At 50.7% G+C, this 14174-nt stretch carries 18 protein-coding genes and 1 riboswitch; all 18 genes read left to right on the top strand.

The genetic code is table 11. The features are described 5' to 3' along the window. Nucleotides 1–707: methyl-accepting chemotaxis protein (locus Psfp_RS08365; RefSeq protein ID WP_243120546.1), on the top strand; the 707-nt coding region annotated here is incomplete at its 5' end. A gap of 132 nt (nt 708–839) precedes the next feature. Next, nucleotides 840–1682 (top strand): protein-glutamate O-methyltransferase, encoded by an 843-nt coding sequence (locus Psfp_RS08370; protein WP_134218089.1) that lies wholly within the window; start codon nt 840–842, stop codon nt 1680–1682. 53 nt (nt 1683–1735) lie between these two features. Beyond that, on the top strand, nt 1736–2791 hold the full coding sequence (locus tag Psfp_RS08375; protein ID WP_134218090.1) for a chemotaxis response regulator protein-glutamate methylesterase: 1056 nt from the start codon (nt 1736–1738) through the stop codon (nt 2789–2791). A gap of 203 nt (nt 2792–2994) precedes the next feature. Further along, a riboswitch (cyclic di-GMP riboswitch) is annotated at nt 2995–3151 on the top strand. 91 nt (nt 3152–3242) lie between these two features. Further along, nucleotides 3243–3650 (top strand): flagellar basal body rod protein FlgB, encoded by a 408-nt coding sequence (flgB, locus tag Psfp_RS08380; protein ID WP_134218091.1) that lies wholly within the window; start codon nt 3243–3245, stop codon nt 3648–3650. A gap of 4 nt (nt 3651–3654) precedes the next feature. Continuing rightward, nucleotides 3655–4098 carry a flagellar basal body rod protein FlgC gene (flgC, locus tag Psfp_RS08385; protein WP_134218092.1) on the top strand — a complete coding sequence of 148 codons (444 nt, stop codon included), beginning with the start codon at nt 3655–3657 and terminating at the stop codon, nt 4096–4098. A gap of 15 nt (nt 4099–4113) precedes the next feature. After that, on the top strand, nt 4114–4410 hold the full coding sequence (gene fliE / locus Psfp_RS08390; RefSeq protein WP_134218093.1) for a flagellar hook-basal body complex protein FliE: 297 nt from the start codon (nt 4114–4116) through the stop codon (nt 4408–4410). Nucleotides 4411–4439: 29 nt separating this feature from the next. Beyond that, complete coding sequence (gene fliF, locus Psfp_RS08395; RefSeq protein WP_134218094.1) at nt 4440–5966, top strand: flagellar basal-body MS-ring/collar protein FliF; 1527 nt, start codon at nt 4440–4442, stop codon at nt 5964–5966. A 10-nt stretch (nt 5967–5976) separates the two neighbouring features. Further along, a complete protein-coding gene (fliG, locus tag Psfp_RS08400; RefSeq protein ID WP_134218095.1) occupies nt 5977–6984 on the top strand; it encodes a flagellar motor switch protein FliG in 1008 nt (335 codons plus the stop codon). After that, entirely contained in the window at nt 6971–7723 is a 753-nt protein-coding gene (locus tag Psfp_RS08405; RefSeq protein ID WP_134218096.1) for a FliH/SctL family protein, read from the top strand. Before fliG ends, Psfp_RS08405 begins: the two co-directional genes overlap by 14 nt. 109 nt (nt 7724–7832) lie before the next feature. Continuing rightward, nucleotides 7833–9176: a flagellar protein export ATPase FliI gene (gene fliI / locus Psfp_RS08410; protein ID WP_243120547.1), complete on the top strand. Its 1344-nt coding sequence runs from the start codon at nt 7833–7835 to the stop codon at nt 9174–9176. After that, the gene (fliJ, locus tag Psfp_RS08415; RefSeq protein WP_134218098.1) at nt 9169–9603 is read left to right on the top strand and encodes a flagellar export protein FliJ; all 435 of its coding nucleotides are present in this window, start codon (nt 9169–9171) and stop codon (nt 9601–9603) included. Before fliI ends, fliJ begins: the two co-directional genes overlap by 8 nt. 28 nt (nt 9604–9631) lie before the next feature. Beyond that, nucleotides 9632–11008, top strand: a complete 1377-nt coding sequence (locus Psfp_RS08420) for a flagellar hook-length control protein FliK (RefSeq protein ID WP_134218099.1) — start codon at nt 9632–9634, stop codon at nt 11006–11008. A gap of 15 nt (nt 11009–11023) precedes the next feature. Then, on the top strand, nt 11024–11422 hold the full coding sequence (locus Psfp_RS08425; RefSeq protein WP_192895332.1) for a flagellar hook capping FlgD N-terminal domain-containing protein: 399 nt from the start codon (nt 11024–11026) through the stop codon (nt 11420–11422). A 9-nt stretch (nt 11423–11431) separates the two neighbouring features. Beyond that, nucleotides 11432–11821, top strand: a complete 390-nt coding sequence (locus Psfp_RS08430) for a TIGR02530 family flagellar biosynthesis protein (RefSeq protein WP_243120548.1) — start codon at nt 11432–11434, stop codon at nt 11819–11821. 114 nt (nt 11822–11935) lie between these two features. Continuing rightward, a complete protein-coding gene (locus Psfp_RS08435) occupies nt 11936–12772 on the top strand; it encodes a flagellar hook-basal body complex protein (protein ID WP_134218101.1) in 837 nt (278 codons plus the stop codon). A 37-nt stretch (nt 12773–12809) separates the two neighbouring features. Continuing rightward, on the top strand, nt 12810–13310 hold the full coding sequence (locus Psfp_RS08440; RefSeq protein ID WP_134218102.1) for a flagellar basal body-associated FliL family protein: 501 nt from the start codon (nt 12810–12812) through the stop codon (nt 13308–13310). A 17-nt stretch (nt 13311–13327) separates the two neighbouring features. Continuing rightward, nucleotides 13328–13705 (top strand): flagellar motor switch protein FliN, encoded by a 378-nt coding sequence (gene fliN, locus Psfp_RS08445; RefSeq protein ID WP_134218103.1) that lies wholly within the window; start codon nt 13328–13330, stop codon nt 13703–13705. After that, on the top strand, nt 13702–14172 hold the full coding sequence (fliO, locus tag Psfp_RS08450) for a flagellar biosynthetic protein FliO (protein ID WP_134218104.1): 471 nt from the start codon (nt 13702–13704) through the stop codon (nt 14170–14172). Before fliN ends, fliO begins: the two co-directional genes overlap by 4 nt. Nucleotides 14173–14174 lie beyond the last annotated feature (2 nt).

Consider the following 14174-nt stretch of genomic DNA (forward strand, 5'->3'; position numbering starts at 1 on the left):
TGAGCGATATTAATGAATCCGCCGCTAATATATCTAAAATAATCAAGGCAATTGATGAGATTGCCTTCCAGACCAATATCCTGGCCTTAAACGCGGCGGTAGAGGCGGCCCGCGCCGGCAAGCACGGCAAAGGCTTTACCGTTGTGGCCGAGGAAGTGAGGAACCTGGCCCAGCGTAGCGCCAAGGCGGCCAAGGAGACCGCGGAGATGATCGAAGGCTCGATCCAAAAGACCGAAATAGGCGCCAAAATTGCCGAGGAAACCTCCAAGGCGCTGGAAGAGATCGTGCTGGGCACGGCCAAGGTAACCGACCTGATCGGTGAAATAGCCTCAGCCTCCAAAGAACAGGCTGTAGGTATCGGGCAAATCAACGAGGGCTTGAACCAGGTAGATCAGGTTACGCAGCAAAACTCGGCCGGCTCGGAAGAACTGGCTGCCGCTAGCGAAGAGATGTCCAGTCAGGCTGCGATGGTTAAGCAGATGCTCGATAAGTTTACACTTAGAAAGCAAGGTTTTACGGGCGCTCCGGCAGTTGCAGCCACCACCAAATCGCTTGCTGCGCATCAGCTTCCTGTTCAGGAGCGAAATTGGGGCATTAAGAATAAACCCGTTAAGAAGGGGGTCCTGGAAGTAGCCGCGGCGAAGGATGCCGGGGTAAAGCCGCAAGACATTATTTCTCTGAATGATGCGGAATTTGGCAATTTCTGATAAGAAAAGGGGCCAATAAGATGATACCTGTATTCGGAGGAGTATCCCAATTAATATAATTTGTTTAATTGATTAAACAGTATAATACCGGCGGGAGATTTAGGTGTCTGTTTCAAACTAATTCTCCCGTCGATGGTATTGGTGGTGAACATCATACGGCTTACCGACCGGGAGTTTCAACTGATTAGCAGTCTGGTCTATAAAATTTGCGGGATTAAGCTTGGAGAAAAAAAACGCAGCCTGGTTGCCGCGCGCCTGCAAAAAGTGTTGCTTGCAGGCGGGTTCGGCAGCTTCCAGGAGTATTATGAATATATTATCCAGGATACCAGCGGAGAGGCGCTGCTCAACCTGGTGGACCAGATTTCTACTAATCATACCTATTTTTTTCGCGAAAAAGAGCATTTTGATTTTTTAATAAATGTTGCGCTGCCTGGAATTAGTGAAGAGCAGCGGAATACTGGCAGGCGGAAGGTTAGAATTTGGTCTGCCGGGTGCTCTTCAGGAGAGGAACCTTACACCCTGGCGATGATTCTTAAGGAATATCTAGGCGGTAATGCATTACATATGGACGCAGGTATTCTGGCAACTGATATTTCGTTCAGTGTATTAGAAACAGCTATGGCAGGTATATATCCGGCGGATAAGATGTTACAGGTGCCCATATCATACCGGCAGCGTTATTTTAGCCCTTTAAAAGACGGTAACTGGGCGGTTAAGCAATGTTTGAAGGATATGGTTCTTTTCCGCCGTTTAAACCTGATGAGCCGCGAATTCCGGTTCAAAGGACTTTTTCAGGTAATTTTTTGCCGTAATGTAATGATCTACTTTGACAAAGCCACCCGTCGGGAACTCATCGAAAAGTTACACCGGTATACTGAAACGGGCGGGTATTTGTTAATCGGTCATTCCGAGACCCTAGACCGGGAGGCCGGCTTATATAAATATATCAAGCCCTCGATATATAAAAGAATATAACTTTTCATCCAAACAAAATTTTAAACAGGTCGATCTTTTTAAAGGTGAACATAATGAAAAAGATTAAAGTGCTTGTTGTCGATGATTCTGCCCTGGTAAGGGAAATTCTGGCCCGGGGATTGGCCATGGACCGGGACATCGAGGTGGTCGGGGTGGCCTCCGACCCATTTATAGCCCGCGATAAGATAGTCCGGTTGAAACCGGATGTGCTTACACTTGACGTAGAAATGCCCAGGATGGACGGAGTGGAATTTTTGCGCCATTTGATGCCCCAGTACCCGTTGCCGGTAATTGTGGTTAGCGCCCTCACCAGAAAAGGCGCCGCCATAACTCTTGCCGCCCTTGAGGCCGGAGCTGTTGATGTGGTTGTCAAGCCGAGCACTGACATAGCCCGCGGTTTGAATGTTATGTTGGGGGAATTGCGTAACAAGGTGAAAATTGCGGCCTTAGCGAATGTAAGCGCCTGGAAGGGCAACCGTGAATCTATCAAAACAATTAGGGCGGACAGCCAGGCTTTAGCCGAATCTACAGATAAGGTGATAGCCATCGGGGCTTCTACCGGAGGGACGGAAGCAATCCGCAAAATATTGCAAAGTTTTACCGCCGCAATACCTGGCGTGGTGGTGGTACAGCACATGCCTGTTGGATTTACCAAACATTTTGCTGACAGCTTAAATGATCTATGCGCTATGGAAGTGAAAGAAGCTAAAACAGGGGACAGAGTATTGCCCGGGCGGGTACTGATTGCGCCGGGTGACCGTCACATGACCGTGCGCCGTTCCGGCGGTTCCTATCTGGTTGACTGCCGGTCAGGTGATAAGGTTTGCGGGCATTGCCCTTCAGTTGAGGTGCTGTTCCAGTCGGTTGCAGAATTTGTGGGGGCTAACGCCATCGGGATCATGCTTACCGGTATGGGTAGTGACGGCGCCAACGGTATGGTGGCTATGCGCCGGGCCGGGGCCAGGACAATAGCGCAGGATGAAACTACATCTGTGGTATTCGGCATGCCGAAGGTCGCTTATGAACTCGGCGGGGCGGAATGCCTGGCGCCGCTGGATGTAATCCCATTTACGGTCATGAATTTACTGGCGCAATATAAAACGGTTTGATAATGCGCCTTGGGAGTGACAGGGGGACGGTAGTTGTACAGTTTTTCAAGGAAAGGAAGCAAAAGAACCGTCCCTCTGCTTCCGGTATTGGGTGTGGAATATCAGACTGAATTACCTTTTTTTTTTGGATAATAATTTTGCCCTTGCAGGGGAAAGTGCTTTGCTGTAGAATATTGTTAAAGTTAGTCAAAATATAATATTTTCCATGATAAAGGCAAACCTCCTGAAAGGGAGGGACGCAAAGCTAACGGGCCTAAAACTAAGACTTCGCGGGCTACAAGGCGCAGGATTTTTGGTAGGGTAATATACTACCATACCTGCGAGCTCCGGATGATTTGTCATGGCGGCTGGGTTGCCAGGGTAAGATTGATCCAAGCTCTTTACTTTGGCTTGGTTTTTTTTGTTCAAAATGATCTAATTTTATAATATTTAACCAGAAAGGGTGACGCCGTTGGAGTTGTTTTCAAATCCTATACTCCTATCACTTCAAAAAGGTCTGGATGCGGGCGCCTTGAGACAGCGGGTAATTGCCAATAATATTGCCAACGTGAATACGCCCAACTACAAAAAATCTACCGTCGCCTTTGAGAGCTTGCTTAAGAAAGCATTGGGACACGGGTCCATTGCCTTGAACAAAACCGATCCCAGACACTTTGGTGTAACTGCGCTGTTGGATGAACTGCAGCCCGAAGTGAACCTGAATGAAACAACTTCCATGCGAACCGATGGCAACAATGTCGACATCAATGAGGAGATGACCAACCTGGCGGCCAACTGGATCCAGTGCCAGGCGGTAGGTAGAGAATTAAGCGAGCATTTTTCTATTTTAAGTTACGTCATAACCGGCGGAAAGGGGTAGACAAGTGGGTATTTTCAACTCTCTGGCCGTCAGCGCATCAGGGCTTACGGCGGAAAGTCTGCGGTTGGACCTGATTGCCAATAATATCGCCAATATGAACACCAAGGGCCGGCCCGACGACCCGGCCAATCCTCCCTACCGCCGTAGAATTCCTGTCTTTGCGCAAATACTGGAGCAGGTTTCTGCCAGCGGTTCATCGCTGTCAAGTGTTAGAGGCACGGGGGTACGGGTAGTCCAGGTTCTGGAAGACGCCCGGCCGCCCAGGCTGGCGTATGAACCGGCCGATCCCATGGCCGATGCGCTTGGTTATGTAGCCTACCCGAATATTAATATCGTCAACGAAATGGTTAATATGATTTCCGCCGCCAGGTCTTATGAAGCAAACGTGACAGCTTTAAATGCCGCCAAGGATATAGCCTTGAAAGCCCTGGAGATAGGGCGCGGTTAAAGGGGGGCCATGAGAATGCAGGTATTGCCTGTCGGACAACCATTCTTACCGCCGCAGCCGGCGGGAACCGGGGCTAACCAGGAGGCCGGGGGCGCTTCTTTCGCTGGTGTTTTGGACAACGCCCTGAAAAAACTGAATGATACCCAGATCAAGGCCGATCAGCTGACGAGTGAGTTGCTTACCGGCGAAATTCAAGACATTCACCAGGTGACAATAGCTATGACAGAAGCCAAGTTGGCCATGCAGCTTGCAGTCGAAGTGAGGAATAAGATTATTGAGGCTTACCAGGAAGTTTCCCGCATGCAGGTTTAATATGTCCTTTGACAGTTGAGGTGGTTTAGTTGAGTCCGGGTGACCTTATCGTCAGGTTAAGGGAGAAATGGCAGGCTTTTAACCAAACCCAAAAAGTTATCTCAGTTTTAATTGTCGCAGGAGTCGTAGGATGTCTGTTCTATTTCGGACGGGTAATGATGCAGCCTCCTTTTGCCCCGTTGTTTACCGGGCTTGAACCCAAGGAAGCGGGACTTATCGTGGAAAAGCTCAAAACCATGAAGATTCCCTACCAGATTGCGGATCAGGGTAAAACCATCAAGGTCCCGGAGCGTCAGGTATACGAGACGAGGAATCAGTTGGCCAGCAGCGGGGCTTTAAGCGACAGCGGTTTAGGCTTTGAACTTTTTGACCAGAGTAAGTTCGGTCAAACCGACTTTGAACAGCAGGTGGGGTACCAGCGAGCCTTACAGGAAGAGTTGAGGCGAACGGTGGTCCAGCTTGACGGAGTGGAGCAGGCCAGGGTCCACCTGGTGCTTCCTCCAAAAAGCGTTTTTATCAGCGACCAGGGCACACCTTCCGCTTCTGTGGCTTTAAAGCTCAAACCCGGGGCGCGTCTTAGCCCGGAGCAGATCCAGGGTGTTTGTGACCTTTTCGTGGGCAGCGTGGAAGGCCTTAAGCCGGAGAATGTCCATGTCATAGATACCGAGGGAAATGTGTTAAGCGATAATTTTAAATCAAGCGACTCCAAGGCTGTCGCTGCCAGGACTACCCTTGATCAGAAGACGGCTCAACGGGAATATGAAAAAGAGCTCGAAAAAAGGGTCCAGCAGATGCTGTCGCAGATTATTGGCCAGAGTAACGCTGTTGTCATGGTTACAGCCGATCTTGACTTCGGCCAGAAACAGACCGTCAGCACCATTGCTTCCAATCCGGATAACGTAAAAATTAGCGAGCAGAACATTAATGAAAGCGGAACAGGCGGCGGAGGCGGGGGCGCTGTGGGAACCGATTCGAATATAACTACAACTCCTTTTGCCCAGGGTACCGGCTCTTCGAGTTATACCAAGGAAGAGAATACGATCAACTACCAGGTAAGCACCTTACAGGAGACTGTGGAAAATGCCCCCGGCAGCGTCCGCCGTTTATCTGCTTCGGTGGTGGTAAATGAAGCCGACATCCCGCTGGATGTTCAAAAGATCAGGGATGTTGTTGGGTCGGCTATCGGTTACGACCAAAACCGTGGGGATCAGATCAATGTTACAAGTATGGCCTTTGACGATTCGTATCAGAAAAAAATTGAGGCTGAAATGGCTCAGTATGATGCCGCAGCGAAAGCAAAGGAAAAAGAACGCCTTTACCTATACGGTCTGTCCGGCCTGGCCGTATTGGTCGTGTTAGCCGCAATAATACTGTGGCGGCGCCGCAGCGCTCAGCGGGATGAAGAAGAACTTGTGGAAGAGCTTATCCCGGTGAAAGCAATTGAGCTTGATCAGGAAGAAAAGGCCAAAGACGATAAAAAAGAACAGATTAGAGCCTTATCAAAGGAAAAGCCTGATGAAATAGCCGAGATTTTAAAAGTCTGGATCAGGCATTAGGGGGGTAGCTGTGCAGCCTGCAAAACTTAACGGTATTGAGAAAGCAGCCATTCTATTAATAGCGCTAGGTTCCGACCTGTCGTCCCGGGTGCTGAAGAAAGAATTTCTTGAGACTGAAATCGAACAGCTTACCAAAGAGATATCCAATATGACTCATGTTCCGTCAGAAACAACGAGCGCAGTGCTGGATGAATTCATGAAACTGCAACAGGCACGGGAATACCTTTTGCACGGCGGTTTGAACTACGCTAGAGAAATGCTTGAAAAAGCCCTGGGGAACCAGAAGGCTTCGGATATTTTGAATAAGCTGACAAGTAATATGAAGGCCATTCCCTTCAGTTCGCTTCGTAAAACCGATCCCAAACAGCTCTTAAACTTTATTAGGGATGAACATCCCCAGACTATCGCGTTGATTCTGGTCCATCTCACCCCGGAGCAAGCGGCCGTTATTCTGGCATCCTTGCCCCCCGAGTTGCAGAGCGAAATATCCAAGCGGATTGCCAGCATCGATCGCTTAACCCCTGACGTTGTCAAGAGCGTAGAGGCGGTGTTGGAAAACAAACTGTCATCCGTGCTCCAGCAGGATCACACGGCGGTGGGCGGCGTGCAGTCTCTGGTGAATATTTTGAACAGGGTGGGAAGGAGCGCGGAAAAAGTAATTCTGGAGGGGTTGGAAAGGGAAGACCCTGATCTGGCGGATGAAGTCAAGATGCATATGTTTGTCTTCGAAGACATTAAAATTCTTTCGGATCAATTTATTCAGCGGGTGCTGAAAGAGGTCGATTTCAAAGACCTGGCGCTGGCCATGCGGGGCGCCAATGAAGAGGTGCATGCCAGGATTTATAAAAACATGTCCAAACGTGCCGCCGATATGCTCAGGGAAGAAATCGAATTTATGGGACCGGTACGTCTGAAAGAAGTGGAACAGGCACAGCAAAAAATTGTTACTACTATCCGCAAACTGGACGAAAGTGGAGAAATAATTATTTCCTGGGGTGGTGACGATGTCATTCTATAAGATCATCAAGGCTGCCGAAGTGCCGGAAAACCTTCTGCACGTCTTACCGCTAAGGAGTTATACGACTCTGGTAGAACGGGAGAGCATACAATACGGGGATAATAATGCTGACGTTGCGGCAAGCATTATGAACCAGGCTACGTTGCAGGCTGAGGAAATTGTTAGCCAGGCCCGCGTTAGCGCAGACGAAATAATCAACCAGGCTAAGTCGGCAGCCGGGCAAATCGAGCAGGAAGCCTACCGGAGCGCCTTTGAAAAGGGACGCCAGGCAGGCTATGAGGCCGGTTACCGGGATGGAATGGCCCAAGCAGATCAAGAGGCGGCGGCCATTCGGGCGCAGGCTGGGGAGGTGTTGGCACAAGCTGAAACAATTCGACGCCAAACCCTGGCGGCAATGGACCAGGAGATCGTGGAACTGGCCAGGGAAATAGCGGAGAAGCTGTTGTCGGCCCAGTTGACGCTGGAGCCCGGGATGGTGCTGCAGGTGTCCATGGAAACATTACGCCTGGTTGCAGATCGGCTCAATGTGGTTTTATATATCAACCCGGTGGAATTGGAACTGGTGGAAAGAAGGAAGGATGAACTGCTGGGTGTTCTTCCGGTGAGAGCACAGCTTCAGGTGGTTGCAGATCCTTCAGTGCAGGCAGGGGGATGCAGGGTTGAAACCGAACAGGGGCAGGTGGATGCAACCATGGAAACACGACGGGAAGAGTTAATGAAAGCCCTTTACAGTGAGTGAGCGATAGTGGCTTTTCACGATTACTCCAAGATGATTTCAGTACTGACAACCCCTTATATTTAAGGAAAAGAAAAAGCTTTAGCTTTCTTACAAAAGAAGGATGATTACTTTGCAGTGTGCTCCCATCGACCTTGCCCCATGGCGCTCCCGCTTAAGAGAAGCAAAGTTAATTAAGCTAAATGGCCGGGTGACCCAGGTGATTGGGCTCACCGTTGCAGTACAGGGCATCAACGCGCCCATTGGTGAGGTCTGCGAGATCTCGATACCTGGTGGCCCGGAGCCGGTCCTGGCCGAAGTGGTGGGTTTTCGTGACGGCAGCGCGGTCCTGATGCCTCTGGGCGAACTCCGCGGGGTTTACCAGGGGTGCAGCGTTACGCCCAGCGGTAAATCGTTTAATGTCAAAGTTGGGGAGCAGCTTCTCGGCAGGGTCCTGGATGGTCTGGGGGAACCTATTGACGGGCTTGGTCCGATAGGCGGGCGCCTCAAGGACTACCCGGTGGACAACCGTCCCCCCAATCCCATGAAGAGAAGACGGATCACAGAGGCGCTCTCAACCGGAGTGAGAGTTGTGGACGCGCTGCTTACCTGCGGCCGGGGCCAGCGAATGGGTATTTTTGCGGGCAGCGGAGTTGGTAAAAGCACCTTGCTCGGCATGATTTCCAGGTACAGCAATGCGGATGTCAATGTTATCGCCCTGGTTGGGGAGCGGGGCCGTGAGGTGCTGGATTTTATTGAGACCGACCTGGGTCCTGGGGGGCTGGCCCGCTCGGTGGTTGTGGTGGCTACGTCCGAACAACCTGCGCTGGTGCGCTTGAAAGGAGCCTTTGTCGCCTGTGCCATCGCGGAGTATTTTCGTGATCAGGGCAGGGATGTGATGTTGATGATGGATTCCGTGACCCGTTTTGCTATGGCCCAGCGGGAGGTCGGATTGGCTACCGGTGAACCGCCGGCAACCAAGGGCTATACCCCCTCAGTGTTTGCCCTGCTGCCCCGGCTGCTTGAACGGCCGGGAATGTCTGCCGCCGGTTCGATTACCGCTTTCTTTACGGTGCTGGTGGATGGGGATGATTTAAACGAACCGGTTTCCGATGCGGTGCGGGGCATCCTGGACGGGCACATTGTCCTGTCCCGTTCTCTGGCGGCGGCCAACCTTTTCCCGGCGATTGATGTTTTAAACAGCGTCAGCCGCCTGATGCCTGACATAACTTCCGAGGAGCACCGGGCCTATGCCGGTAGGCTGCGAGACCTGCTGGCAACTTACCGGCAGGCGGAGGACTTGATCAATATCGGGGCCTACGTGGCTGGTTCAAACCCACATGTTGATGAAGCCATCGCTGCTTACCAAAGCATCATTAATTTCCTGAAACAGGATTTGTACGAGCATGCCCAGTACGATCATTCACTGGAAATGTTGAAGACAATTGTGCATAAAGGGGCGGGAGAACATGGCTAAGTTTCAATTTCACCTTGAACCTGTACTCAAGCAGCGCGCCGCCAAGGAGGTCTCTGCCGAACAGGCGCTGGCTTTGGCTCGTAAAGAATACAACCGGCGTTTAACCTTGCTGGAAAATACCAGGCAGAGCCTGCAAGCATTGGAGGCAACCGGAAGGGACGGGCTGGATTATTTTGAAATCAGGCAGCATTTCTTTTACCGGGCATCCATAAATGAGAAAATCAAAGTCCAGGAAAAAGGTGTCAGCGCGGCTGACCGCGTTGTTGCGCATAAGCGGGATGAGGCTGTTCAGGCCAGGCGGGAGCGGCAGGTTTTAGATAAGCTTAAAGAACAATGCGTGCAAAACTACAGGCGTGAGCTGGCTGACAGGGAGCAAAAGGAAGTTGATGAACTGTCCCTCAGCATCTACCACCGCCGGGTCAATTAGTTCGACGTCATAGAAAGGAGGTGATACAGTGCTGACAGCAGCGATTAACGATACCGTTTTGTCTCAGGGCAACGGTGGGAAGTTTGTTAATACAAAATTGAACACCGGGGAATTCGATCTGGTCATGGCACTTATGCAATTGTTGCTCCTGCCGGGACCTTCTGTAAGGCTGCAAACCCGCGACGAATCCGGGGAGAGGGGAGTTTCTGCAACCGGGCCGGCAGGTCTGGACCTTGTTGCCCCCCTTGTGCCTGAGGAGCCCCAAAAAGATGGGGCTGAGCTGACGCAGCTGGTTTGCCTGCCAGGGTGGTATCCGCCGGCCGGCGCAACAGTGGATAATTCTGGAGTAGCTGTCCAACAGCTGCCGCAAGGGGCAGCGCTTTCGTACGGTATCCAAGCAACTCCAACGGCGATGACCGGCCAAAACCAGGAAACAGTTCCCAACGAGGCTGTCGCTATAACCGGGAAGCCACTGCAGCAGCTGTCCATAACCGTACCGGAGCAAGGGCCAATTATTTTGCAAAAGACCGGATTGCCCAAGGCTGTTGCAAATGGTGTCAAGCAGGGGAGTAACCCTGCCTGCGAGCAAAACGAAACAGCGGTTAAACCGGCCGGCGGAGAGATAAAGGAGGTTGTTTTGGACCCGCAGGCCGTATCAAGAGTAAGCTTGGTGGGCAATATGTTTCAAGCGAAACAAACTGAAAATAACCATGCTTCAGAAAACAGATTTCAGAAAGCTTTTGTGGCTGATGAAACGGTCCAGCTTGTGGGAAAAGAGTCCGGGGCAAATCATAAAAATGCCGCATTATTAAAAACATACGGTTCCGATCAAATTGAACCGTTTAAATCCGGTCCGAGACCGGAATTTGTCAGTGCCATTGAAAATTCTCTGCAGCCCAATACAGCTCCGGCCGGCACTATTTTATCCACAGCCAATTTGGCAGAAAGCAACGGGAGAATACCATTGCCCGATCTGCAGGAGCGGTTGGCGCAAGAAATTAAAAATGCCCTGTCCACCGCCAGGGGCGAGGTGCAAAGGCAGGTTCAGCTTAAATTGGAGCCGGAACACCTTGGCCAGCTAACCATTAAATTGTTTTTCAACAAAGACGCATTGAGCGCTCATTTCTACACGGAGAATAACCATGTGAGAGAGATTTTGGAAGGCTCCCTGCATCATTTGAGGGACTCCCTCAGCCAGCATGACCTGAGATTGAATGAAGCCATTGTTTTTGCAGGTGATGACGGCCGGGGGGGCGGCGGTATGGGCCGTTCTTTCGAAGGACGCAACGGACCGGCCTGGTCTTACCGTGGCTCTAATGACCGCACGTATGCAGACACGCAGGTGGAATCGGCAAATACCCTGACAGCAACAACGGGTTCTTTACTGGTTAATTATTTAATTTAGAAAGAGGTGGCTTTTTTGCAGGTAGGTTCTGCCAGTGACAATTACAGTTATGCGTCGAGTACAACGAATCAGCAATCTACTTCACTTGATAAGGACGCCTTTTTGCTGTTGTTTGTTGAGCAGCTTAAAAACCAGGATCCCACCAGCCCTCAGGATACAAACACCATGATCAATCAGATGACACAATTCGGCATCCTGGAGCAGCTTTACAATATCTGTGCAGGTATTGAGCAAATCGGTCTTTCCCTGCAAGTGGGGGAAGCATCGGCGCTTGTAGGCAAGCAAGTGACAGTCCAGACAAGTGAGGGTGAGATCTCGGGGCAAGTAGAAAAGGTATCTCTCTATAATGAAGAGGTGCGGATTTTTATTGACGGAACTGGTTATGAAATGGCTCAAGTTACTGAAATCAAGTAGGAGTGAGGAATGAACCGGGATATAAATTCAATCATGCCGGTGAGGCCGCTGCCGGCAGCTTCCATTGAAAGCAGAACGGCGGCTGCCAGGGATATTAAGCGCGACTTTCAAAACGTGCTGCACCATGAGCTTGCCAGTTGCCAGGAATTGAAGTTCTCCGCCCATGCTGAAAAGAGATTAAAAGAACGCAAGATTACTTTGGGCCGGGAGGATCTGTCCAGGATTGATCAGGCCGTTAAGCAGGCAGAGGCCAAGGGCGCGCGGGAATCCTTAATTATTTACAATGACCTGGCGTTCATCACCAGCGTAAAAAACAAAACGGTTGTTACCGCCCTGGACGGAAGTGCTTTAACCAACCACGTCTTTACCAATATCGACAGCGCAATTATAGTCAGGTAGCGGGATGAAGACGTGGAAGATACCAACAACAAACCAATCAAATACAGCCGGTCCGCAAGGAGGTTGTACGGCCGCCGAACGACTGAGGCGGCCTGCCAAAAAAGGAGGATTATCATGATCAGATCACTGTATTCCGGTTCTTCAGGGATGAAAAATCACCAGGTCCGGATGGACGTTATCGGCAACAACATTGCCAATGTCAATACCACCGGCTTCAAAAGCAGCAGAGCCAATTTCCAGGACGCCATATACCAGCTGCTGCGTTCCCCCAGCGAGCCTGACGCTACTTCGGGCACCGGCTCCATAAACCCGGCCCAGGTGGGAACCGGTATGTCCATAGCGAGCATCGGGATCAATATGACCCAGGGACCTACTCAAAATACCGGCCGGCCGCTGGACCTGGCGATCCAGGGCAACGGCTTCTTCTGCGTTACCGATGGGGACAACTGTTATTACACCAGGAACGGAGTTTTCTACGTCGATAAAGACGGTTATTTGGTCGACTCCAACGGGCGGTATCTCGTGGACGGCAGCGGCGGTTCCGGAACCCCCGGCACTCTCATCCAGCTTAACCTCAGCGGAACGGCCACCGTCAGTACGATCAGCATCGGCAAGGACGGCACGGTTACCGCAACCGACACAGCGGGGGATGATATATCTCCTGCCGAAAAGATAGGTCTTTATACCTTTGCCAACCAGGAAGGCCTAAAACAAATCGGCCAAAGCTATTACCAGGAAGTAACCGGGACCAGCGGAGAAGCAACGCCCATTGACCCAGATGACGTGGGAGTTTACAGCGAAATAGTATCCTGTTATTTGGAGATGTCCAACGTTAATTTAACCGATGAATTTGTAGATATGATTACCACCCAGCGCGGCTATCAGGCCAACGGCCGGGTCATTACCACTTCCGACCAGATGCTGCAGGAGTTATTGGATTTAAAGCGGTAATTTAAAAAAATTTTGGCCCTGAAAAGTGGGTGCACCTATGCCAATAAGTAATACGTCTGAAAATCAGGTAAGAGCGGGCAAGAAAGCCAAACCAAAAAAGAAAAAAATAATATTCATACTGTTAATAGGCTTGATGTTTCTGGCCGGCTCATCTGCAGGCGCATACTTCTATTTTAACAAACCTGCCGGGGCTGCCTCCGAAGTACAAAAAGCTACCGTACCCAAAACAACGGAAACCGAAAGCCTGGATATGGGCGAGATGGTGGTAAACCTGGCCGGTAACGGAGGCGGACATTATCTCAGGGTTAAGATTACGCTGGAGTATCCCAAGGAAAAGAAGTTGAGGGAAGAACTGAAGAAGAAGAAGGTCCAGGTGTTGGATGCGATGATTATCGCTTTGCGCAGCAAAACCCTGGAGGAGGTCGCTCCTGTCGGCGCCAGTGACGCTCTTAAAAAAAGCCTGCTCAATGTCGTAAACAACAATTTGGATTGTGGCGAGGTTGTCGGTATCTATTTTACAGACTATCTGGTCCAGTAAGGGGGAGGTCGCTTTTTTTGACGGAAGAAGAAATCAAATCTTTTCTGGCTGACGGCAACAACGGCGAGGCCGATATTAAAAAAGTGCAGTTTCCCTCCCTGCAGCCGGTTAAAGGAATGGACAATGTCAAAACCGGCATGTCTCACCTGGCGGACGTCTATGTTGAGATCAGTGTCGAACTTGGCCAGGCGGAGCAAAAAGTCAGAGAAGTGCTCGCCCTGAGCGAGGGTTCTGTGATTAAGCTGGACAAGCCTGTAGGCGGCGCCGTTGAAGTAATCATGAACCAGCAGCGCTTTGCCAAGGGAGAGGTGGTTATCGTCAACGATAACTTTGGCGTGCGTATCAGCGCCATAAACCGGACGCATAATTTAAAGCTCACAGAGGGGCTGTTATGAACGGCGATTTGATCGGGGCGGTTGTGCGCTTGCTGGTGGCCTTACCCCTTATCCTCGGCATAGCCTATCTGGTTTTGAAATACGGCCTGGCCCGGCGTTATATGGTGACAACCGGAAACCGGCGGATGAAACTGGTGGAACAGCTTCCACTGGGGCCAAAGACATCCTTGAGCCTGGTTTCGCTGGGAGGTAAATATTACCTCCTGGCGCACCAGGACAATTCCGTCAGCCTGGTTAAAGAACTGGATGAAATCAAGGAGCCGGAAGAAACAATAATTGGCGATATTGTAGAGTTGAGGCCACGGACCCTTAGAGAGTTGGACCGGCTTCGGAAACCCGTGGGAGCAGGTATCACAGGAGAGCTGCCTGGCTTCTTCAAAGAGAAGTGCCGGCATCGGCTGCATAAGTTTAAAGATTTTTTATCGGCAAAATTGGCTGCCGGAAAAAGCTCAGGGAATAGGGAGTAAAA

Source organism: Pelotomaculum sp. FP (assembly GCF_004369245.1).
Lineage (GTDB): Bacteria > Bacillota > Desulfotomaculia > Desulfotomaculales > Pelotomaculaceae > Pelotomaculum_C > Pelotomaculum_C schinkii.